This is a genomic window from Aneurinibacillus uraniidurans (genome assembly GCF_028471905.1).
Lineage (GTDB): Bacteria > Bacillota > Bacilli > Aneurinibacillales > Aneurinibacillaceae > Aneurinibacillus > Aneurinibacillus uraniidurans.
The window spans coordinates 2,766,404-2,787,329 of record NZ_CP116902.1 but is presented as its reverse complement, the minus strand read 5'-3'; the positions used below and the strand labels follow the sequence as shown (position 1 = coordinate 2,787,329).

The 20,926-nt window shown below is 44.3% G+C and carries 22 protein-coding genes, 3 tRNA genes and 2 riboswitches; of the genes, 21 read left to right on the top strand and 4 right to left on the bottom strand.

Annotation, left to right across the window (positions count from 1 at the left end; translation table 11 throughout):
• Positions 1–171: 171 nt before the first annotated feature.
• Positions 172–315, top strand: a riboswitch (cyclic di-AMP (ydaO/yuaA leader).
• Between the two features lie 5 nt (positions 316–320).
• The 4 genes from PO771_RS13915 to PO771_RS13900 all read left to right on the top strand — a co-directional run bounded on the left by PO771_RS13915 (position 321) and on the right by PO771_RS13900 (position 3,617).
• Positions 321–776, top strand: coding sequence for a C40 family peptidase (locus PO771_RS13915; protein WP_272560293.1), 456 nt, complete (start codon positions 321–323; stop codon positions 774–776).
• A gap of 132 nt (positions 777–908) precedes the next feature.
• On the top strand, positions 909–1,688 hold the full coding sequence (locus PO771_RS13910; RefSeq protein WP_272560292.1) for a GDSL-type esterase/lipase family protein: 780 nt from the start codon (positions 909–911) through the stop codon (positions 1,686–1,688).
• Between the two features lie 11 nt (positions 1,689–1,699).
• Positions 1,700–2,632 carry an ABC transporter ATP-binding protein gene (locus PO771_RS13905; protein ID WP_272560291.1) on the top strand — a complete coding sequence of 311 codons (933 nt, stop codon included), beginning with the start codon at positions 1,700–1,702 and terminating at the stop codon, positions 2,630–2,632.
• On the top strand, positions 2,625–3,617 hold the full coding sequence (locus PO771_RS13900; protein WP_272560290.1) for an ABC transporter permease: 993 nt from the start codon (positions 2,625–2,627) through the stop codon (positions 3,615–3,617). Before PO771_RS13905 ends, PO771_RS13900 begins: the two co-directional genes overlap by 8 nt.
• A gap of 53 nt (positions 3,618–3,670) precedes the next feature.
• Here PO771_RS13900 and PO771_RS13895 read toward each other — a convergent pair whose 3' ends face one another.
• Positions 3,671–4,492, bottom strand: coding sequence for a polysaccharide deacetylase family protein (locus PO771_RS13895; protein WP_272560289.1), 822 nt, complete (start codon positions 4,490–4,492; stop codon positions 3,671–3,673).
• A gap of 194 nt (positions 4,493–4,686) precedes the next feature.
• On the opposite strand from PO771_RS13895, the gene PO771_RS13890 reads away from it, so the two are divergent.
• From PO771_RS13890 to PO771_RS13830, 13 genes are all read left to right on the top strand, one after another.
• The gene (locus PO771_RS13890; protein WP_272560288.1) at positions 4,687–5,121 is read left to right on the top strand and encodes a BrxA/BrxB family bacilliredoxin; all 435 of its coding nucleotides are present in this window, start codon (positions 4,687–4,689) and stop codon (positions 5,119–5,121) included.
• A gap of 136 nt (positions 5,122–5,257) precedes the next feature.
• A tRNA-Ser gene (locus tag PO771_RS13885) sits at positions 5,258–5,351 on the top strand.
• Between the two features lie 8 nt (positions 5,352–5,359).
• Positions 5,360–5,451 (top strand) — tRNA-Ser (locus PO771_RS13880).
• Positions 5,452–5,467: 16 nt separating this feature from the next.
• Positions 5,468–5,541: transfer RNA gene (locus PO771_RS13875), tRNA-Met, on the top strand.
• A gap of 174 nt (positions 5,542–5,715) precedes the next feature.
• Positions 5,716–6,348 carry a TetR/AcrR family transcriptional regulator gene (locus PO771_RS13870; RefSeq protein ID WP_272560287.1) on the top strand — a complete coding sequence of 211 codons (633 nt, stop codon included), beginning with the start codon at positions 5,716–5,718 and terminating at the stop codon, positions 6,346–6,348.
• Between the two features lie 119 nt (positions 6,349–6,467).
• Positions 6,468–7,919, top strand: a complete 1,452-nt coding sequence (locus PO771_RS13865; protein WP_272560286.1) for an NAD(P)/FAD-dependent oxidoreductase — start codon at positions 6,468–6,470, stop codon at positions 7,917–7,919.
• Between the two features lie 54 nt (positions 7,920–7,973).
• Positions 7,974–8,510, top strand: coding sequence for a response regulator transcription factor (locus PO771_RS13860; RefSeq protein WP_272560285.1), 537 nt, complete (start codon positions 7,974–7,976; stop codon positions 8,508–8,510).
• Between the two features lie 106 nt (positions 8,511–8,616).
• Positions 8,617–9,618, top strand: a complete 1,002-nt coding sequence (locus tag PO771_RS13855; protein WP_272560284.1) for a BMP family ABC transporter substrate-binding protein — start codon at positions 8,617–8,619, stop codon at positions 9,616–9,618.
• Between the two features lie 10 nt (positions 9,619–9,628).
• A complete protein-coding gene (locus tag PO771_RS13850; RefSeq protein WP_272560283.1) occupies positions 9,629–11,566 on the top strand; it encodes a sensor histidine kinase in 1,938 nt (645 codons plus the stop codon).
• Positions 11,567–11,594: 28 nt separating this feature from the next.
• Positions 11,595–12,008, top strand: coding sequence for a response regulator (locus PO771_RS13845; protein WP_272560282.1), 414 nt, complete (start codon positions 11,595–11,597; stop codon positions 12,006–12,008).
• Positions 12,005–12,955: a sensor histidine kinase gene (locus PO771_RS13840; protein WP_272560281.1), complete on the top strand. Its 951-nt coding sequence runs from the start codon at positions 12,005–12,007 to the stop codon at positions 12,953–12,955. The genes PO771_RS13845 and PO771_RS13840 overlap by 4 nt, the downstream gene beginning before the upstream one ends.
• A complete protein-coding gene (locus PO771_RS13835) occupies positions 12,948–13,250 on the top strand; it encodes a 4a-hydroxytetrahydrobiopterin dehydratase (protein WP_272560280.1) in 303 nt (100 codons plus the stop codon). The genes PO771_RS13840 and PO771_RS13835 overlap by 8 nt, the downstream gene beginning before the upstream one ends.
• Positions 13,251–13,402: 152 nt before the next feature.
• Positions 13,403–14,122 carry a hypothetical protein gene (locus PO771_RS13830; RefSeq protein ID WP_272560279.1) on the top strand — a complete coding sequence of 240 codons (720 nt, stop codon included), beginning with the start codon at positions 13,403–13,405 and terminating at the stop codon, positions 14,120–14,122.
• Between the two features lie 7 nt (positions 14,123–14,129).
• Here the strand turns inward: PO771_RS13830 and PO771_RS13825 are convergent, their stop codons facing one another.
• Positions 14,130–15,638, bottom strand: a complete 1,509-nt coding sequence (locus PO771_RS13825) for a long-chain-fatty-acid--CoA ligase (RefSeq protein WP_272560278.1) — start codon at positions 15,636–15,638, stop codon at positions 14,130–14,132.
• 129 nt (positions 15,639–15,767) lie between these two features.
• On the opposite strand from PO771_RS13825, the gene PO771_RS13820 reads away from it, so the two are divergent.
• Both PO771_RS13820 and PO771_RS13815 read left to right on the top strand, forming a co-directional pair.
• The gene (locus tag PO771_RS13820; RefSeq protein ID WP_272560277.1) at positions 15,768–16,508 is read left to right on the top strand and encodes a lytic transglycosylase domain-containing protein; all 741 of its coding nucleotides are present in this window, start codon (positions 15,768–15,770) and stop codon (positions 16,506–16,508) included.
• Between the two features lie 115 nt (positions 16,509–16,623).
• Positions 16,624–16,707: riboswitch (cyclic di-GMP riboswitch) on the top strand.
• 36 nt (positions 16,708–16,743) lie between these two features.
• The gene (locus tag PO771_RS13815; protein WP_272560276.1) at positions 16,744–17,196 is read left to right on the top strand and encodes a hypothetical protein; all 453 of its coding nucleotides are present in this window, start codon (positions 16,744–16,746) and stop codon (positions 17,194–17,196) included.
• Between the two features lie 58 nt (positions 17,197–17,254).
• On the opposite strand, the gene PO771_RS13810 is transcribed toward PO771_RS13815, so the two are convergent.
• Positions 17,255–17,659, bottom strand: a complete 405-nt coding sequence (locus PO771_RS13810; protein WP_272563179.1) for a globin domain-containing protein — start codon at positions 17,657–17,659, stop codon at positions 17,255–17,257.
• A gap of 335 nt (positions 17,660–17,994) precedes the next feature.
• Here PO771_RS13810 and PO771_RS13805 point away from each other — a divergent pair, with 335 nt between their 5' ends.
• Both PO771_RS13805 and PO771_RS13800 read left to right on the top strand, forming a co-directional pair.
• Positions 17,995–19,209: a hypothetical protein gene (locus tag PO771_RS13805; RefSeq protein WP_272560275.1), complete on the top strand. Its 1,215-nt coding sequence runs from the start codon at positions 17,995–17,997 to the stop codon at positions 19,207–19,209.
• A gap of 115 nt (positions 19,210–19,324) precedes the next feature.
• Positions 19,325–19,774: a hypothetical protein gene (locus PO771_RS13800; protein WP_272560274.1), complete on the top strand. Its 450-nt coding sequence runs from the start codon at positions 19,325–19,327 to the stop codon at positions 19,772–19,774.
• A gap of 136 nt (positions 19,775–19,910) precedes the next feature.
• On the opposite strand, the gene PO771_RS13795 is transcribed toward PO771_RS13800, so the two are convergent.
• Positions 19,911–20,909, bottom strand: a complete 999-nt coding sequence (locus PO771_RS13795) for an inorganic phosphate transporter (protein WP_272560273.1) — start codon at positions 20,907–20,909, stop codon at positions 19,911–19,913.
• Positions 20,910–20,926 lie beyond the last annotated feature (17 nt).

The following is a 20,926-nucleotide window of genomic DNA, read 5'->3' as shown; positions in this document are numbered from 1 at the left end:
TTGCGGCTCCTTTTTTCGTGAATCAAATCGCAAATGTGTCTAAAATGTAAAATTTTCATGAATTCCCTATCTATTATCGACATGTTTCGCTAAAATGAAAAACGTTGTTGTTACGTTAAGTAAATCAAGGAAACAGAGTCGGTTATTGTCTAAGGAGTGTAAAAATAAAAAAATAGTTACTTGCTGAATCTGTGTTTTTTTTCAGGCACAGAGCGGGGGACATGCATGCTTCATATGGGGTGTATCCGCGCTTGCGGAGGGAGACCTTATCCTCTCAACCCGTCAACTAACCTCGTAAGCACGAAGGGAGTACGACTGTAATGAAACGAAATAAAATTCTGGCTGCTGCATTAACAGGTATGCTGGCGCTAACGGGGGTATTCGGTACGGCAGATAAAGCATCTGCAGCATCAGTCGATCACATTGTGAGCGTTGCCCAAAGCTTGATTGGTGTACCATATCGTTGGGGTGGAACGACGACAAGCGGGTTTGATTGCTCGGGATTTGTCCGCTATGTATTTGCTAAGGAAGACGTATCGCTGCCGCGGACTGCGTATGCGATGTATCAACAAGGAACGCCTGTATCTCGTTCTGCGCTTCGTAGGGGAGATATTGTTTTCTTTAAAACAGAGAGCTATGCACCGGTTACGCATACAGGGGTATACATAGGGAATGGCAGGTTTGTTCATGCATCTAGCAGCAAAGGTGTATCAGTCAGCAATGTAAACGATCGATATTATTGGGGTCAGCGCTATGTCGGTGCTAAGCGCCTATAAGCGTTTATTTATAGAGGAAAAATAATAGAAGAATAAAACGTCCATGCTGTCAATCATCAGCATGGACGTTTTTTAATTTTTCCTTATTTAGGTATATAATGAAACAGAAAATAAAAAGAGTGGAGTGAAAGCATGAAAACACGCACAGCATGGCGGATGTTTGGAGTCTTCTCCCTTTTTTCTGTTGTTGTGCTTGCCGTGGGTCTAACGCTTGGCATACGTGATGTTATACATCCGGCCCCTGTAAGCTGGAAAACGGATCGAACTGGAGAAAGTAGTGGCACGCCAAAAACATCTCACAACCTGCAAATTACGGCGCTTGGTGATTCGCTAACAAGAGGGACAGGGGATGAGTCCGGGTTTGGCTATGCGGGTAACTTACGCAGTCGTCTCGCGGAAAATACAAAAAAGGACGTATACGTATATAACAACGGCGTAAATGGGTACAAGGCGTCCAACTTGCTGAAAGATTTACAGACAAAACCAGACATTCGTCGCCAGGTACAGCAAGCAGACATCATTACTTTATCGATTGGCGGCAACGATTTGTTCTACACACAGTCCGATGAGGTAAAGCCGGACGTAATCCGCACACGTATTCCTACCGCGCTTACGAATTATAAGGCGATTATTTCGATTGTGAACGAGCTAAATCCAAAGGCGAAGCTGCTATATGTTGGGCTGTATAACCCATTTCCAGATCTACCGAATGCAAAAGAAAGTGCAAAGGTTGTACAACAGTGGAACAATGGTGTCACACAGGTGCTATATGAACATCCACAGGCGATTTTTGTGCCGACAGATGACTTGTTTCGCAGCGATGGAATGAAATACATATCAAGCGATCATTTTCATCCGAACCAAGCTGGATACAAGCGGATTGGGGATCGGATGGCCGAGGTGTTGAAATAGGAGGGGCGCACATGGAACAAGTGACGACGCTTGTGATTGATCAGGTTGAAAAAACAATTCGTGGTACGGAGATTATTAAAGGCATTTCGTTTTCGGTTCAGTCCGGGGAAGTATTTGGATTTCTTGGTCCCAATGGATCGGGCAAGACGACGACGATCCGCATGCTCGTCGGACTCATCCGCCCGACCGCTGGTACGATTAAAGTGTGCGGATATGATATTCAGAAAGAGCCAACCAAGGCGCTCTTACACGTTGGGTCCATTGTAGAAAATCCGGAGATGTACTCGTATATGACGGGAATGGAGAATCTTGAACATTTTGCTCGGATGATTCCAGGCGTAACGGCGCAAAAAATTGCTGAGGTAGTAGAGCGTGTTGGTCTTACTGCACGCATTGACGATGTGGTAAAAAGCTATTCGCTGGGCATGCGCCAGCGGCTTGGGATTGCGCAGGCATTGCTCGGAGATCCAAAGCTTCTTATTCTTGACGAACCGACGAATGGGCTTGATCCGCAGGGGATTAAAGAGCTGCGTACGTTTATCCGGCAGCTAGCCGATGAAGGGCTTAGTGTTTTTATCTCTAGCCATCTATTAAGCGAAATTCAGCTAATGTGCGATCGGGTGGCGATTATCAACCAGGGGAAAGTGGTGCGAGTTGGGGAAGTAGATGAATTGCTGCGTCAGCCGTATCGTCGTATGATCTGGTACGTACGCCCGGCAGACCGTGCGCGTGAGATGATTTTGTCATTCCCAGGAGTGGTTGCGGCTCCGCTTCAACCAGAAGATGAGGGAATAGCGATTGATATCGATCCGGAACAAATTCCGCAACTAAACGCGAAGCTTATTGAAGGTGACATTGATGTATACGGACTAGAGTGGAGAAAGCCTAATCTGGAAGATATGTTCTTGGAGATGACAGAAGCAGGAGGGGAGACGGATGGGTAGTATGTACATGCTCGTCATGAATGAAGTAATTAAGATGCTGCGCAAAAAGCGTCTTTTGGTTGTCGTGTTGATTTTGCTTGTGCTTGTTCCGATTTTTACATATGCACAGCTGAGGGTGGCGGTTAACAACCAGAAACAGCTGGGTACGTCTGATTGGAAAGTCGCACTGCGTCAGCAAATTAACGATACGACTAATCGGCTTTCAAGTACGCGCATTCCAGAGGAGTGGAAGCAGTGGATGCGCATTCGCGTGGAGCAGCAGCAATATTATCTCAACAACAATATTGATCCAAACTCCCCGAATGCGGTCACGTTTACGCGGGATTTCATGAACAATGCGGTATCGCTGTTTATTCCGCTGCTTATTGTCATTGTCGCTGCGGATATTGTATCCGGGGAATATACGAGTGGCACGATTAAAGTGCTGCTGACCAGGCCGGTACGAAGGTGGAAAATTCTCACGAGTAAGCTTATTGCGCTTGTGCTATTTGTCTCCGCCATTGTTGTGCTGACAGGTGGAGTAGCATATGGAATATCTGGTCTTGTGTTTGGCTATGGCGGCTGGACGTATCCAGTATTGACGGGATTTCAGATTCGGGGGGCGAATGTCAATACAGATTATGTACATGTGCTGCCCCAGTGGCTGTATATTCTCATGGAATATGGTCTGGCCTGGTATGCTTGCCTTGCGGTCGCCTGCCTGTCGCTTATGGTTTCGGTTCTTGTCCGCAGTACAGCAGCAGGGATGGGCATTATGGTTGCCGCGTTAATTGCGGGAACGATTTTAACGAATATGGCGTCAGCGTGGGAGTCAGCGAAATACTTTTTTATGGTGAACCTGCAAATTACGGATTATTTGTCCGGAATGCTGCCACCAATCCCGGGGATGAGTCTTTCTTTTTCGCTGGCTGTGCTTGGGGTATGGAGTGCGGTTGCGCTTGTAATTGCTTATTGGGCGTTTACACAGCGTGATGTACTGAATTGATAAAAAAATCCCGCTATCCAAATAGTCGATGGCGGGATTGTGTAGTATGTGCATTACGCCTTTGTAGCAGGTGCTGGCTGCGGCAGTGGCTCGATCTGATAACCTTTTTTTTCGAGCATATCAATAATAGCGGGAAGCATATGCAGCGTTGTTTGTTTCTCGTGCATTAAAATAATCGCACCTGGATGTACTTCTGATGTAATATTCTTCATAATAATGTCCGGCTGATTGGGATGCTTCCAGTCCAAACTATCAACGCTCCAGTAGACAAAGCGTTGATCTGCTTCCTTGGATGCAAGCAGAGAGTTTTGGTCAATGGCTCCATATGGTGGACGGAAGTAATAGATTGGCACGCCGACTTTATTGGATACATACGTAGTAGAATCGGTAATAAGCTTAAGTTGTGCCTCTTTCGAATTTTTACGCAGCTGTTGATGATGCATGGTATGAGTGCCGATTACGTGTCCTTCCGCAGCCATTTTTTGTGCAAAGGCTACCTTATCATCTGAATTAAGATTTTCACCGATCCAGAAGAACGTTCCTTTAACATGATATTTGTCGAGGACGGCGACCATGTCTTTTGTGTATTTGCTAGGTCCGTCATCAAATGTCAAATAAACGGTTGGCTTTTTCTGTGGAATTTTCGAGATCATCGTTCCGAGAGCAGGCATAGCAACAGGCGGTATAACCGGCTTTGGTTTTACGGGTTCAGGCTTTTGTTCAGGCGGCTTGGCTGTTGTTGCTGGCTGTTGTTCGGTTGCGGATTGAGCCGGAGAGCCGTCATGAATGGCAAGATTAAGTCCGATAATAGAGCCTAATCCGAGAAGCGCTAGCCAAATTGTAGTCTTTCGGTTTCTCCGTGGGTTGAGTTCCAAAATCATTACCTTCTTTCTATATATGTAAAGCATATCGTTATAACACATTGCCTATTCTACTATAATCAACGACAAAAAGACGTAAAAAGTTACAAATTTTTTTGCTGGAAAGTGCTATAATAAAAACAGTCTGTTTTTTACCATTAAAAGAGTGTGAAACTGACGTTTTATTTTCTGAAGGAGGGACTTTCCATATGATGTCGTATGAAGAATATATGCGCTCTGTTGTGCAACCTATGCGTACAGAGTTGACTTCAATCGGATTTGAAGAGCTGTTGACGCCGGATGATGTAGCAGCGAAGTTTGACAATATGAAAGGTACAGCGCTTGTCGTAGTAAATTCTGTGTGTGGCTGCGCAGCAGGTCTTGCACGTCCAGCGGTTGCGTACTCATTAAAGAACAGTCCGAAAAAGCCGGATCATCTGTATACTGTATTTGCAGGACAGGAGAAAGAAGCAACTGCGAAAGCTCGTGAATTTTTCACAGGATATGCTCCGTCTTCACCGTCGTTCGCTCTTTTGAAAGACGGTCAGATCATGGGCATGGTTGAGCGTCACCAGATCGAGAACCGTTCGCTTGAAGAAATTGCAGCAGATCTCATGGGCATGTACGAGCAGTACTGCGGATAGTATGACGTACATAACAGGAGAGAGGGATGTGAACCTCTTTCCTGTTTTTATTTTGTTTTTGGTAAATAAAAAAATGTTGCACATTTACTTTAGATATGATAAATTAACTCTTGTCGCTAACAAAACGGCATATCATGGACAGGTGTCCGAGCTGGTCGAAGGAGCACGATTGGAAATCGTGTAGGCGGGGATAACTCGTCTCGTGGGTTCGAATCCCACTCTGTCCGCCATTCCGTATGGAGAAGTACCCAAGTGGCTATAAGGGGCTCCCCTGCTAAGGGAGTAGACGGGTTAAACCGTGCGAGGGTTCGAATCCCTCCTTCTCCGCCATATAATATACGATCGTGGCGGTGTAGCTCAGCTGGCTAGAGCGTACGGTTCATACCCGTAAGGTCGGGGGTTCGATCCCCTCCGCCGCTATTATTTAATTACATAGTTAAACAGAGGACAGAATGCATTTGCATTCTGTCTTTTTTTGTTTGTGGAAGTGAAAACCAAATTTACTACTTGTTTCTTAGTTCAAAATGGTGGATACTGGTATTGTAGGTGTTTTTGCCTACTCTTACAGATGCGATGAAGAAGAGGGGTATAGAGATGGATAAAAAGTATTCGCCCAGAGTCAAAAGAACGAGAGAAAAAATTTTGAATTCCGCTGTGGAAATTTTTTCGCAAAAAGGATTTCAAGCATCTACTATTCGAGAAATTGCTCGCCTTGCTGGCGTTAATGACTTGACTGTATACCGCCATTTTGAAAGTAAAGAAAAATTGTTTTCTGAGATGTTCCAGCGTCATACGCTATTGTCTGAGATCAGTAGTCTGGTTATTAGAGGCGTAAATGATGATTTTGAGCATGATCTTCGTTCACTTGTTGTAGCATTCCTGGCTATTTTTAAAAAGGAAATGCCGATGATTCGGCTCCTGATCACAGAAGCGGAAAAAATGAGCGAGTGTAAAAAATACGCAGCCATGTTTACGGAAAACATTATTGAACAATTGACTCAATTCCTGCGCTATTATCAGCAAACGAATCAGATTCGCAGTGAAGTAAACTGTCAGGCCGTAGCTACCAGCTTATATAGTACATTGTTTGTCCATATTTATTCGATGGTTTTATATGGAGATGCAGTAGAAGCGTTAGATGCTTCTTTGGAAGAAACAATGATAAATGGATGGATTGATCTATATGTTTCGGGAAGTACATCTGGCGAATATGCTTCTGTTCAATAAAATACGAATGAATTTATATATAACAAAAAAAATGTTCGGTTTTTATTGATTCCTTATACAGGGCACGTTATAATTCAGATTGGCTTTATAAAAGGAATCACCCAGGAGGAACCTTAGCCATGAGATATGACGTAATTATTGTAGGGGCCGGACCGGCTGGTATTTTTACTGCTTATGAACTAATACGCAAAAATCCTGCGTTTGCTATTTTGTTGATAGATAAAGGACATGATATTTATAAACGTCGCTGTCCGATTCTTGAGAAAAAAATCAAAAAATGTCCACCCCCGACTGGACGCAAAGAATTCAGTGGATGCCTACCGGCCTGTTCCATTACGAACGGATTTGGTGGGGCGGGGGCATATTCAGATGGAAAGTTCAATATTACAACAGAGTTTGGCGGCTGGATGACAGATTATTTGCCTGCTTCAGAAGTTCTGGATTTAATTCGGTATGTAGATGAAATTAATCTTGAACACGGTGCGACAGAAAGTATTACGGATCCTACTACAGATGACGTGCGCAGAATTGAACGTACGGCAGCCGGAGTAGGGTTGAAGTTGCTGCGGGCGAACGTTCGCCATCTTGGTACAGAGCAAAACTTAAAAATTTTGGAAAGTATCTATCGTGAGCTTGAGACCAAGATTACGATGCAGTTTAAGAAAGAAGTGGCTGACATTGTTGTCGAGAAAAACGAGACGGGAATGGTGGTCAAGGGCATTGAGTGCAAGTCTGGAGAAATATACTATGCTGATAAAGTAGTAATCGTTCCAGGGCGTGATGGATCGGAATGGTTCGGCAATTTACTGAAGAAACAAGGACTTCGCCTGCTGAATAATCAGGTGGACATTGGTGTGCGTGTGGAAACAACGAACGTTGTGATGGAGGAAATCAACCGTCATCTATATGAAGGGAAATTCCTGTACAAGTCGACAACCGATCAAATTATCCGCAGTTTCTGCTCGAATCCAAGTGGGCATGTTGTAGTGGAGAATCATAGCGGTGTAATGGCGGCAAATGGACATGCCTATAAAGACGAGAAGCTCGGTTCGCCTAATACGAACTTTGCGTTACTTGTCTCTCATGTCTTTACAGAGCCATTCGATAAACCGAATGAATATGCGAAAGAGATATGCCGTCGAGCAAATGATTTGTCTAGTGGATCTGTCATCGTACAGCGTTATGGGGATATTAAACGTGGTCGCCGTACGACTGAAAAGCGTCTGAAAGAAGGGTTTATCGAGCCGACTTTGAAGGAAGCGGTACCAGGCGACCTCGGTCTTGCGCTTCCATATAATACGATGAAGAGTCTAATTGAGATGGTAGAAGCGCTTGATCATGTAACACCAGGAATTGCGAGTGAACATACGCTGTTCTATGGTATAGAAGCGAAGTTTTATTCTGCACGTCCGCATTTGAATGAACACTTTGAAACAGAGATTTGCGGCCTGTATGCAGGAGGAGATGGAGCGGGTATTACGCGAGGTCTGGCACAAGCAGGGGCTTGCGGTGTTCATATCGCTCGTGGTATTTTTGCAACAGTAGAAAAAGAGGAATGTATGCGGACATAATCTGTACAGCTCCTCTTTTGATTGTTATGCTGACGAGAAAAGGGGAGCGATTGGATGAAGCGCAAATGTAGGGTTCTCATTGTTGATGATGATGTGGATATTTGTTTTTTAATGGCTACTGCGTTGGAATCAGATCAAATCGAGGTTCTAACGGCGCATGCAGGAGAGAATGCGCTTACTCTGTATCAGAGCTATTCCCCGGAACTTGTTCTGCTCGATATTCAGCTTCCTGAGATGAGCGGCATTGATGTGCTGGCGGCGATGAAAGAGATAGATGATGACTGTAAAGTGATTATGGTTACAGCATATGCGACGATCGAGACGGCTGTTCAGGCGATGAAATTAGGAGCGCTTGACTATGTATGTAAGCCATTCAAGCTTCCACATCTGCGTGAAACGGTGCAGAGTGCACTTGACTTTATTACATCTGAGCCAGAAATGGTAGAGACACTTGAAGAAGTAGAGCGGCGTCATATTGAGAAGGTGCTGCTTGAAGTGGAAGGAAATCGGAGACTCGCGGCGGAAAAGCTTGGAATCTCTCTTAGGACACTTTACTATAAAATTAAGCAATATGATATAACTGGTCAGTAAAAATCCGGTACCCCCGGATTTTTTTCTGCAATTTTTGCACTTCTATCCCTGCAAACTAAATGTTTACAATATGAACAGAGAGATAGGTAAAGGGATGGGCATTATAATGAAAAAAATAGCGATTATAGGACTATTTTTGTTACTCATAGGATGTATTCCGCACTGGCAGTCGATTGCAAAGCAACCGATCAGCCCGACAGCCCCGCTTAAAGTCGGATTACTTCTAGATGGAAAGATTTATGATCAGGGATGGGATGGGCAGGCTTATCGCGGATTAAAAGCGATTGAACGAACATATCAGGTGCAAACCGAGTGTGTGCAAGATGCCAATCAGCCAGACGTTCAGTTAAGAGAAGCGAAGCGGCTAGCTGACGCGGGGTATGATTTGATTTTCGGCAATGGTCGAAGCTTTGAGACAGTGTTTAATAAGCTGGCTGTCTCATATCCGAAGACTCGATTTGTATTTTTTAATGGAAATGCCAAGGGGGAAAATGTATCCTCGATTAATTTTACACCAGAATCAATGGGATACTTTTCTGGTATGATTGCGGGTATGATGACGAAAAGTCATAAGGTAGGCTTGATTCCAGCCTATGATTCCATGCGTGAGGTTAAGCCTTTTATGGCAGCAGTTAAAGAGCAAAATCCGAATAATGAAGTGCTGCTTCAGGATGTAAAAGGTTGGAGTGATGGAAAAAAAGCTGAGGAGATTGCTCAGAAGATGATTCGGGAAGGGGCAGATGTCCTGGCTCCTATGGGAGATGGATTTAATATCGATGTGATTATGCAAGCTCACTATGAAGGCCGGTTGGCGGTTGGCTACATATCAGATCAGTATTTTGTATCCAAAAATACAGTCATTACAAGCATCGTGCAAAATTTATCAGCGATGTATGTGAAAATATTTGAGCAGTACCAGGATGGAACGTTGAAAAGTGGAGGCGTGGAATTTGATTTTGCAGATGGAGCTCAGCAGCTAGGTACATTTAATCCGGCCGTACCAGATGAGGTACGAAGGAAAATAGAAAGAAGGCTGGAGGAGTACAAACGCGGCGAGTTCGTGATCAACAAACAGACCGGACAGCCGATGAGCAATCCGAAAAAGTAAGGGGAAAAAAATGACATTGTTTCGTAGATGGAAGAATCTTTCCATTCGCTTGAAATTTTTAACTGTATTTATGGTTGTGCTTGTCCTGACAGCGATTGGGATGTATATTATGAACTTGCAGCTTTTACGTGTTGTAAAAGATAACGACCATATGCTAAATCAATCGATTCCACGACTGGCTACGCATTTGCAAGTGAAAAGCACAATCATGGAGCGAATTAATTTTGTCATGCTTTATGTTACGACGGGGGATAAGGAGTTTCGTGACCGCTTCTATAAAACAAGTGATCGCGCACAAGCCCTTATGCAACAGCTTAAGGCTAATTCATCACCGGATGAGCGTAAGGAAATTGAATCGTTCATTATTCATAGTGAAGACTGGGAATGGATCTTACGGGACAAAGTGATTCCGGTTTATGAACGTCAAAATAAAAAAGATGCGATTGACACACTAAACAGAGAAGCGCAGCCGATCGCAGCGCATTTGATGGAAGAAGTTGAACAGATGTCCCAGCATCGAGCAAATGAAATTACTCGAATCAATCAGACGATGCTTGGGGAAGCATGGAAGTCAGTGACGTTCAGTTATATGATTATTGCGGGCACGCTGCTGCTCGCATTTTTATTTGCGCTCTACATGTCTCGTGTGATGACGCGTCCGGTGTTTTCGCTGCTTCATGGCGTGAGAAAAATGGGACAGGGCGATTTTTCGGCACAAGTTCAGGCTGAGACAAAAGATGAACTTGGAGAATTAAGTGAGGCGTTTAACCGGATGGCGGTTAATATTGCTGGGCTAGTAGAGGAGCTTAGGCAGACGAATGACCGTTTACGGGAGGAATCGATACGGGCACAAGAATCAACCCGGATGAAATCTGAATTTCTCGCGAATATGTCCCATGAACTGCGTACGCCTCTTACAGGCATTATTGGATTTGCAGAACTGCTGTATGAAGGAGCAGGTGGGGTGCTTGCGCCGCCTCAGAAAGAGTTTACGGGGAATATTGTTGATGCCGGGGAGCATTTGCTGTCGATGATTGATGATATTCTCGATATGACGAAAATCGAGGCTGGAAAGTATGAGCTGGAAATGTCCTGCTTTGATATGAAAGATTTGATTGATAGTACGCTTATCATGATGAAGCCAAAAGCGCAGCAGGCTAGGATTGAGCTGATGAGCCATATGCCAGATACACCATGTCCGGTTACAGCGGATGAAACGCGTATTCGCCAGGTGCTGTTAAACTTTCTTAATAATGCCATCAAGTTTAGTTTGCCAGACCGGCATGTAGAGGTTTTGCTTGAATACGGTGAACATGAATTTACAGTGCGTGTCGTCGACGAAGGAATTGGCATAGCGAGCGATAAGCTTGAAAAAATTTTCGAGCAGTTTTATCAAAATGATGGACGCCTAGAGCGAAAATATGAAGGGGCTGGACTCGGGCTGTCACTTTCCCGTCAATTGATCGAGCTGCATAAAGGAATACTAACTGTTGAAAGTGAAGAGCACATAGGCAGTACATTTTCGTTTGTGATTCCTTGTGTTTTATCGGATAGTCAAAAATCTGTTGACGAAGATTTTCAAAAAACGGAGGGGCGTACCTTGTTGCTGCATCCTCCCGAATTCTCAAAAGATTTTTCAATTTTTTATCGCATTGTACAAGAAAGTTCCATACAGTTTGATCATTTTATGGTAAAATCAGAAAAAGATATAGTGAAAGCCATACATGAGTTGTTTCCTGATGTCGTCATTGTAGCTGCTCACTATGCTGATGAATTGTATATGCAGATGTTGACAGATGTCCGGGCGCACTGGAAAGGAAAGCTACTGGCCTATATCGATCAGCCTATTCGTCTTGTAGAGCGTGGACAGGTTATGCGTACAGCTGATCAGATATTGCTGTCGCTTGATGAAGTTCTTACTTTGCGGCACGTACCGGATAATAGGTAAAAGTATAAGAGATAAAGGGGAAACGCGCATGGCCAGACAAATTTTGCTCGTGGAAGACAATCAGTCCAACCGAGAATTATTTGTGGAGATTTTGCGTTTAAATAAGGAATACGAACTGCATGTAGCCGAGAATGGTATACAAGCGTTAGAGATGCTAGAAACATTCTCGCCGGACCTGATCCTGATGGATATTCATATGCCGGAGATGGACGGCCTGGCGGTTACGCGAACGATTAAGTCAATTCCGGAGCTGGCTGCGATTCCAATTGTAGCGCTGTCAGCGCTTGCTATGAAATCAGATATCCAGTCAGCGCTTGAGGCAGGATGTATTGATTATATTACGAAACCGATTCGAATTCGGGATTTCCTGGAGAAGATTGCGCAATACAGTGCTGTACGGGAAACACAAACATCCGGCTGCAAGGAACAAACTCATCTATGAAAAAAAGAATTCTGTTATATATAGGCATTGCGATTACAGCTATACTCCTTTGTTTTACTGGAGCAGTCTATTTTGGTATACATGCCGTATACCTCACCATTATGCTTACGTTAGTTGTTCTATTGGCGATTCTTGTCTTCAAGATGCAGGCACAAAACAAAATGTTAGGTGAGAAAAACCACCAGCTAGCAGAGATTGACCGCATGAAAACAGAATTTCTGGCAAATGTATCGCATGAACTTCGAACCCCGCTCACGGTTATTATGGGGTATTCTGAGCTTTTGTTAGAGAGGATGGCTGCAGATGAAAGTGCGGCGGTGAATCGCAAATTTGTGGAGACTGTATACCGTAAGTCAGAAGATTTGCTGAGCCTGATTAATGATTTGATTGAGCTCTCCCGCATTGAATCCGGGCGAATTGAAATGAGGCTGGTCCAATTTTCACTTGCTGACGTAGTGGATGAAACAGTTGAAGAATTGGCGACTAATGCTATGAAAAAGCAGCATGCTGTTAAGGTCATGAATAATGACCCCGAGCTTCTCATCAAAGCCGACCGGGGGAAAATTAAACAGATTATCGCAAATCTCGTGCATAACGCTATCAAATATACGCCGAATGGCGGCCAGATTTTAATTCGCACGTATGCTAATGGTAATAATAGCTGCATCGAGGTGGAGGATAACGGGATCGGGATGTCGGAAGAGCAAATCCGTCAGCTCTATCAGCCGTTCAAGCAGGCTAATTCCTCTTATAACAAAAAGTATGAAGGTTTCGGCCTCGGACTGGCCATTACAAAAAGTTTGGTTCAATATCATCGCGGTACGATTTCCGTATGTAGTCAGCCTGAAGAAGGATCCCGGTTTACAGTAGAGTTACCAGTGGAAACCTTTTTACAGGGTGTGCATAAAGTTGTAAAAGGAAAAGGAAAGGATGATGAGAATGGCTAAGTTATCTCACGAGCAAATTGCCCTGAATCTGTCGAAAATCCCGGGTTGGACATTAGAAGACAGCGGTTCGATTATGCGCCGTATCCGTTTCTCTCATTTTGGCGAGGCACTTGCGTTCGTTAACCAAGTTGGCCGATTTGCAGAAGATGCAAATCATCATCCTGATATCGACATCCGGCGTGATCAGGTTACACTGCGGCTATTTACACATGATAAGAGTGGACTTACGGGGAAGGATTTTGCACTTGCGCAAAAAATCAACCAGATCACATCCAGTGCTACGAAAGCAATCTAATACAATGATAAAAAAACCGGCTGCTATTTTTATGCGGCCGGTTTTTTTGTGTAGTTTTGTATAGTGAAGGGGAGATTTGGCATAAGTTGCCTGGTTTTTTCATATAAAAGTAGGGAGAAAAGGGGCGGATGATAAAAGGAGCTGACGAAAGGATGTGGGTACGCAACATTGTCTGGTTTATCTTGCTAATGGGTATTGTGATGTTTAGTCTGTTGCTTTTTTTGTTAGTTACCAGCCCGACTGCTGGATATAAAAGTGATGAACAAGTAGTAAATAAGGAGGCGAGAGCAGGCGGAGCGGAAGAGCATAATCCAAAAGAGGAGGGGGCTTTACAGCCTGCGGTAGTGGAAGAAAAGCCTGTCTCTAAAGTAGAGACAGGCTCGGGGGGAACTCCTTCAACGGGCAGCCATGAAGCAGGCACAGCCCCTGCAACACCGTCTTCTGCCAAGCAGGAAACAACACACGGGGAACCGAAACAGGAATCGCCGCCTACATTGCATACAGACGGCGATTCCTCCATTTCCCCTGGCTATTTATTTGGCATCGGAAGCGGATATTTTGCGCTTCTCTGCACGTTTATTCCGTATGGATTGTTTATGCTTAGCGGACGCCTGCAGCGGTCACGCCTTCAGGCACTTCCGTTCTTTATGCTACTTTCTATCGCCGTGGTTGCCCTTCATGGTGGCATTATGCTTCGGGTTATACAAGAGTGGGATCGCCATCTTGTAGCAGGTATTGGAGCCTTTGTTTGTTTGCTTATTTTTTATATGCGAGCAAGTCTGTATACGCCAGGTGTGTATAGACGAAACAATCCATTTGTGCTGCTTGTTGTAGCGATTCTTCTATTTGTCATTATTCATGCGCTTGGGTGAGACGAGTCTACTGCTTACGCAATTCTTTTTTTAGAATTTTACCAGCTGCGTTTTTCGGTAGCTGCTCGGTGATCTCCACGAAGCGCGGCATTTTGTATGTGGCTAACTGCGGTTTCAGGAAATCCAGCACGGTCCTACGGTCGAGAGTTTCGCCAGGCTTTGGTACGATGAAAGCTTTGACGACTTCTCCTTTGACCGGATCGGGAATGCCGATAACTGCGGCTTCGAGAACAGCGGGATGTTTATAGAGTACTTCTTCAATTTCACGTGGATAGACGTTTAGACCACGTGTAATAATCAGATCCTTTTTTCGGTCCACGATAAATACATATCCATCACGATCGATGAAGCCAATATCTCCTGTATGGAGCCAGCCATCCACGATCGTATTTGCTGTTGCTTCTGGCATATTCAGGTAGCCCTGCATGACATTTAGTCCACGTACGAGAATCTCGCCCACCTGGTCCGTTTCCAGGCTGTTTCCCTGCTCATCAGCAATACGTACTTCTACACCGGTAAGAGGGAGTCCGACAGAGCCAGGCTTTTTCTCGCCGTGTAACGGGTTGAAGCATACAACTGGAGACGCTTCTGTTAGTCCATAGCCTTCCATGAGTGGGATATTGTACTGGTGATTAAATACATTCAAAATTTCAACCGGCAGTGGTGCACCGCCAGAAACGGCTACCCGCAGAGAAGGGAAGCTGGCTTTGCCTTCTTTTAGTGCCTGGGCGAGAACGACAAACATAGCCGGTACGCCGCAAAATACTGATATATGACGCGAAATCAAAGAGTGCATGATCTCCTTTGGATGGAACGCTTCATGAATGACAATAGCAGAACCTGCGTAAAGCGGAAGCAGAACGGATGTGGTAAAGCCGAAGGAGTGGAACATCGGCAATACACACATAAAGACATCTTGCGCTGTCAGGTCGAGAACATCTGTGCAGGCTACGGTGTCGGCGATTATGTTTTCATGGCTGAGCATGGCACCTTTTGGCTTACCTGTTGTACCTGATGTATACAGAAGCGTAGCGATTGCTTTAGGGTTGATTTCCGGAAGTTCAATTGTAGCTGTTGCATGTGTGCGAGTGGATAATGCTTCATCGATCACAAGCACCTCTTGTAATCCGAATTGTGCCTGAAGCTGTTCGGCTGAGACAGATAATTTACCAAGAATTTTTTCGTGAATGAACAACGCTTTAGCACCGGAATCGTGCAGAATGTATGTAAGCTCGTCTATGGTCAGCGTCAAATTTAGCGGGACCACAATTGCCCCAAGGCGGGTAATTGCAAGATAGCTATAAATGAACTCAGGTGTGTTATAGCAGCTTAATGCTACTACGTCACCTGCACGAATACCAGATGCATGCAGGCAGGAAGCATATTTTTCAACGGTTGTGCGAAGTTCTCCGTATGTAATCGTCTGATCGTGATAGATAAGGGCCGTGTTTTCTGGTTTAGAATGAGTAAGATAAAAATTACCGAAATGAAGCCCGTTTATTTTTTCATGTAGCAACGTAGCATTCCTCCTTTACGATACTAGTAAGTATACTATCTCTAATGTAGGCATGTAAAATTTCCTCTTTTTTCTTACAAGGAAAAAAGGTAAAATAAGAAAAAGATCAGAACGGAAGGAGCATCAGACATGGAAGTGGGGTCTTCGCAATGGTTGCTAGACAGTACACTCGTGAAGGTAGCGAATAAAAATCCACAGATGGCACAGCAGCTGCAAGAGCAGATGGTTGGACAGACAGATTTTGCTGATGTGCTGGCAGCAGCTGTTAAAGATCAGGGGGCAGGGCTTGTGATGAACCCAGATCAATCCGATCAGTCTCAAGCATTGTTGACTGCACTTATTGCTTCATATGGTTCAATGTCGGGAACAGGAGCAGTAACACCGACTGATACATATAAAGCACAACCACGTGCACTGACAGAAGTTCCTGCTGTAACTCCAGCAGCACCTAGTGCTAGCAGTGCCTATAAGAAAGCCTCGGCAGCTTTGACTTCGAGTCGGGCTGATATTGAACAGGCTATTGTAGCTGCTGCTAAAAAACACGGGGTATCCGAAACGTTGATTCGGGCGGTCATTAAGCAGGAGAGTGATTTCAATCCAACGGTTCGTTCGCGTGCTGGAGCGATGGGGTTGATGCAGCTTATGCCGGAGAACGTGCGTGAACTTGGCATAAGCAATCCGTATGATGTGGCGGAGAATATAGATGGTGGAACGCGTCACTTAAAAGAAATGCTTGATCGGTATGATGGGAATGTGACACTTGCGCTGGCTGGATACAATGCAGGACCAGGTAATGTGAAGAAGTATGGTGGAGTGCCGCCGTTTAAAGAAACACAAAATTATGTTCGTAAAATTACGGCGATGTTGTAAAAGCATCGCCTTCTTTTATGCTATATTTGTGAAACATAACTCTTGAATGCATGACTTATGTCTGATAATATTGAGATTGCTTATAAAGGTTTTTATTGGAATACTGTATGATATTACTAAAAATAGAAGCGATGAAAGGCAATCTGTATGTGGGCACTTAGATTGTCCGGAGCGAGTAGTGCAACCGGCTGTGTGGAATATTCAGCCGGTTTTTATTTTTTTGAGAGGTGAGCACATGGAGCAATTCGTGAATTCGAAAACAGCTAGTACGCTATTTGGAGATTATTTCACGAATAATGAAAGTCTGCTACAGGATATATGTATCATCAAAGAAGAAGCGGGAGATGTTTCTTATTCGTTTTTGGTAGAGGGTGGCGGCAAGCAAGCCGAGATTTTTTTTGCATGGGCAAGAGCGGCTGAGGAATTGAAGGAAAAGATAGCGGTATGGCGACAGCAGGAAAACCATCCGCTCTTTATCGTATATTTGCTTCCGGAACAGGATGGAGAAGAAGCGGAAGAGGAAGAAATATGGGGAGAGTATGGTCAGGTTAATGAGTGGGAGAGGTTCTGGAATGTGATCAGACAGATACAACATACATCAACAAGACGGTTCACGATGTTTTCAATTTTGCTAAATCAGCACGAAGAAACGTTTCTTCCACAAAACCGACTGGTTCTGTACGGGTAATAGACAAAATAGTAAAACGATTACTAAAGAAGGAAAAGGCGAATACCTTTTCCTTCTTTCAAAGACGAGCCAGATGTTCAGTTGTTTCATCATCTGCTGCATTTACCATATGATGAGCGACTTGTGTTAGGCGCTCATACATATACGTCCGCGCATGCCCTTCCATCCCGATTTCATCCATTGCCTCTTGCATAAGCAAAAGCCAGCGTTCCGCTCGCTTCGGTGTAACTTGAAACGGCATATGCCGCGCTCTAAGCATCGGGTGGCCGTATTCATTGCTATATAAGGCCTCTCCGCCAAGGAATTGCGTCAGAAACATGAACTGCTTTTGTTCGGTAAGTGCCAAATCCTTTGGGAAGATGGGACTGAGTAGAGGGTCTCGTGCTACGCGTGCATAAAAAGCGGCTACCAGACGGCGCAGGGTTTCCTCTCCTCCAAGCAGTTCATAGGGGCTTTGTTGCATCATACGATTATTACCTCCAGCTACAAACAAGAATGTATGTATTATATCGTATCTATACAAAAAAATCGCCCTTCCGTGAACGGGAAGGGCCAATACAGTGGAGTGGTCACAACAGTAAGAGACCTACTAGCTTGTCATAATAGCATGCTAATAGGATGACTTGTTTTTATTATGCCATAACCAAGCAGTGAATTTTGTCAAAATAAGAAGATGGATTTACCTGTTTTCGCTTCTAATTTTGTCGAATGTGACAAAGATGTGAATAAAAATGTATATGTCCGTAACTGTATGGTACAGTAAATAAAGGATGCTGAACAGATCGGAGGAGAATACGTATGGATAAGCAGGCTCTTGTATACCCGATTGTATCACTTTCAGATGAGGCATTACGTGTGCTGCTTTCTCTGCTGGAAAAAGCGAGCGTGCTCGAATTGCTTGCTGGAAAAATCAGCAGTACGCTTGAAAAAGAAGCGGCACGGATGAGTGGCCTGCCGCGAAATGAGCTTTTGTTCAAAACGCTTATTCGATTTAATGAAATGGTTCATAACCGTTCTATTTCCTATAGTAATCGGGATGACTTGATTGATAATATGAAAGAGATTACAGAGGCCGCTCTTGCAACTGTAGTGCGTACAGAAAAAGAATTTGCAGGCGAGACGCTTTTGGATCTATTTGTATATGAAGGGGATAAGGTGGAGGAAATTCGCCATCGTAATTCTGACATACCGAAGGAACTAGTGCCCGTGCCGCGTATTGTCGCATTGTACGTACAGGAGTTGATGGACAAGCAGGGGAGTTTACCAGCATTATCGAATCAGCGTCTGCGGGAAAAATTACTTCCTTTTCTCCTCTATTGTCTCTTCCTCTGGGCTGAAAAAATAGAAGAAGCAGAGGCAGATGAACGACTGCTTTGTTTTTTGCAGTACTGGCAGGAGAAAAAAGGCATTTACGATCACCTCTGTGTAAAATATGAAGAGCATGCATATGCGATTGAACTGGAAGAGCGACTTTTAGAGCAAAAAAATTCCAATATGAAAGTGTTGCAAAAGCAGCTGGATCAGATTGTGGAGGAGAAGGATAGCATTCGTGAAGCACTTGGCCAGCGCTTGCCGTATGATATTCACAAAATGAGCGGGATATTTGAAGGGAAAGCAGGTGTCATGTTACAACGCGTGCATGAACTGATTGCTAGACAGGAGCAAGTTGTTGCTACGGAAGCGAGAGAAGGTCTTTTACGCAGCCTGTGGCATAAAATCGATACAAGCATTAGTGAAGCACAGACCGAGCGTGAAATTAAACGATTATCGGTCAAAATCATTGATGAGATGGTAGCACTAAAAAAAGATATTACACTTCTACCGGTTTATTATATGGATCGTGTGAAGCAGATTCATGATTGTGATGCCAAAATTCAGGAAATCCGCCGCTGGCGCTATCAGTTGGAGCAGGAAACAGAGGCACATAAAGATACGATTCAACATCATGAGGCGCACCGCGCCACGCTTAATCAACAGATCAAACAGTGGCAAAAAGAATGGATGTTTGTATAAGGAATCCGCCGGCTTAAATCGGCGGATTTTTTATGCTCGTCCGTAATTCCAGTCATAAAAGAATACAGGACAAGAATACATATGTAAGGAAGTGAGGGAACGGGGAGGGGTGGCGGTGGTAAAAAAAATTGGGAAACAGTTTTTTTTCTATATGTTGATCGTTGCTATACTGTATTTAGGATTTGGGAAATATGAGCAATATAATAACAGCCGTTATATGGCTGCATTTCGTGCTATGCAGGGAGAAGAGACCCTCGATAAGATGGCTGCGCTATATAAAGAGATTGTGGAGTATCAAGCAACGTATAAGCTTACGCCGCAGATGAGTGCACAACTTGTGCAAAATCTGCTTGTAACGGGTAAGAAGCTTAAAGATATCGACCAGAAGCTCAAGCAGGCATATCCAGAACAGCATGTGGATTTTTCGTACTTATATCAAGATCTTTTTCTTGTTATTAAGCAAATTCAAGATAAGGCAAATGACGCCAAGTTAGCCGTTATGGTCGTGCACGCGGTAGAAGGATTGGGCAATGCCAAGGTGCAGTTGTATAGCTGTAGGATGTAGCCACAATTATGGCGGTGAACATGTGCTGTAGCGTAGTGAATGGGTATCGCATAAGAAAAAGGGGAGAAAACAAGAGGACAATCGTCCGCATGCTTTCTCCCCTTCTATTCATGTACCTTTTGGAAGCTTATTCGAGTTAAAAGAGTAAATCTGCAATTTTATAGATCAGTGCGGCAAGCAGTGCCGAGATTGGCAGCGTAATAATCCATGTGATGACAATCCGACGTGCAACGCCCCATTTTACACCTCTGACCCGTTTGGCTGCCCCTACCCCCATAATAGAAGAAGAGATGACGTGGGTTGTACTAACGGGAAGATGGAGATACGTAAATGTAAAAATTAATAGGGAAGATGACAGATCTGCCGCCGCACCGTTCACAGGCTGCAGCTTCATAATTTTTCCCCCTACTGTTTTAATGATTTTCCATCCGCCGACCGATGTACCGATTCCCATTGCCAGTGCGGCTCCGACTCGTACCCACATTGGTATATCTGTTGTTGTCTGAAATCCCCCAGAGATCAAAGCGAGTGTGATAATCCCCATTGCTTTTTGGGCATCATTCGTACCATGTGAATACGATTGCAACGCCGCCGTGAACACCTGAAAGTAACGGAACCCACGATTTGTTTTGCCGAGACTAAAGTTTTTAAATATCGCAGCAAAAAGTGTCATCATTAAAAAACCGATCGCGAGCGCTGCAAAGGGAGAAATCAAAAGGGCTTCGATAATCTTAATAAAGCCTTGGTAATTGAGAGCATGAATGCCAGCAGACGCAATGGCCGCACCTGCAATTGAGCCGATCAGAGCGTGCGACGAACTGCTAGGAATGCCATAATACCAAGTAACAAGATTCCAGGTGATGGCCGCTAGCAAGGCAGCAAGCACAACAAGAGACCCGTTTTGCAGGGTGAACGGGTCAACGATATCTTTAGTGACCGTTTTGGCAACTCCGGTAAATGTGAGTGCTCCAAGAAAGTTCATTGATGCTGCAAGCACAATGGCAACTCGTGGAGACAGAGCACGGGTCGATACAGAGGTAGCGATCGCATTTGCAGTATCATGAAATCCGTTAATAAAATCAAACGCCAGCGCAAGCAGTACGATGCAAATAATCAGAAGTAAAGTGGTATCCATAAAATAAAGAGCATCTC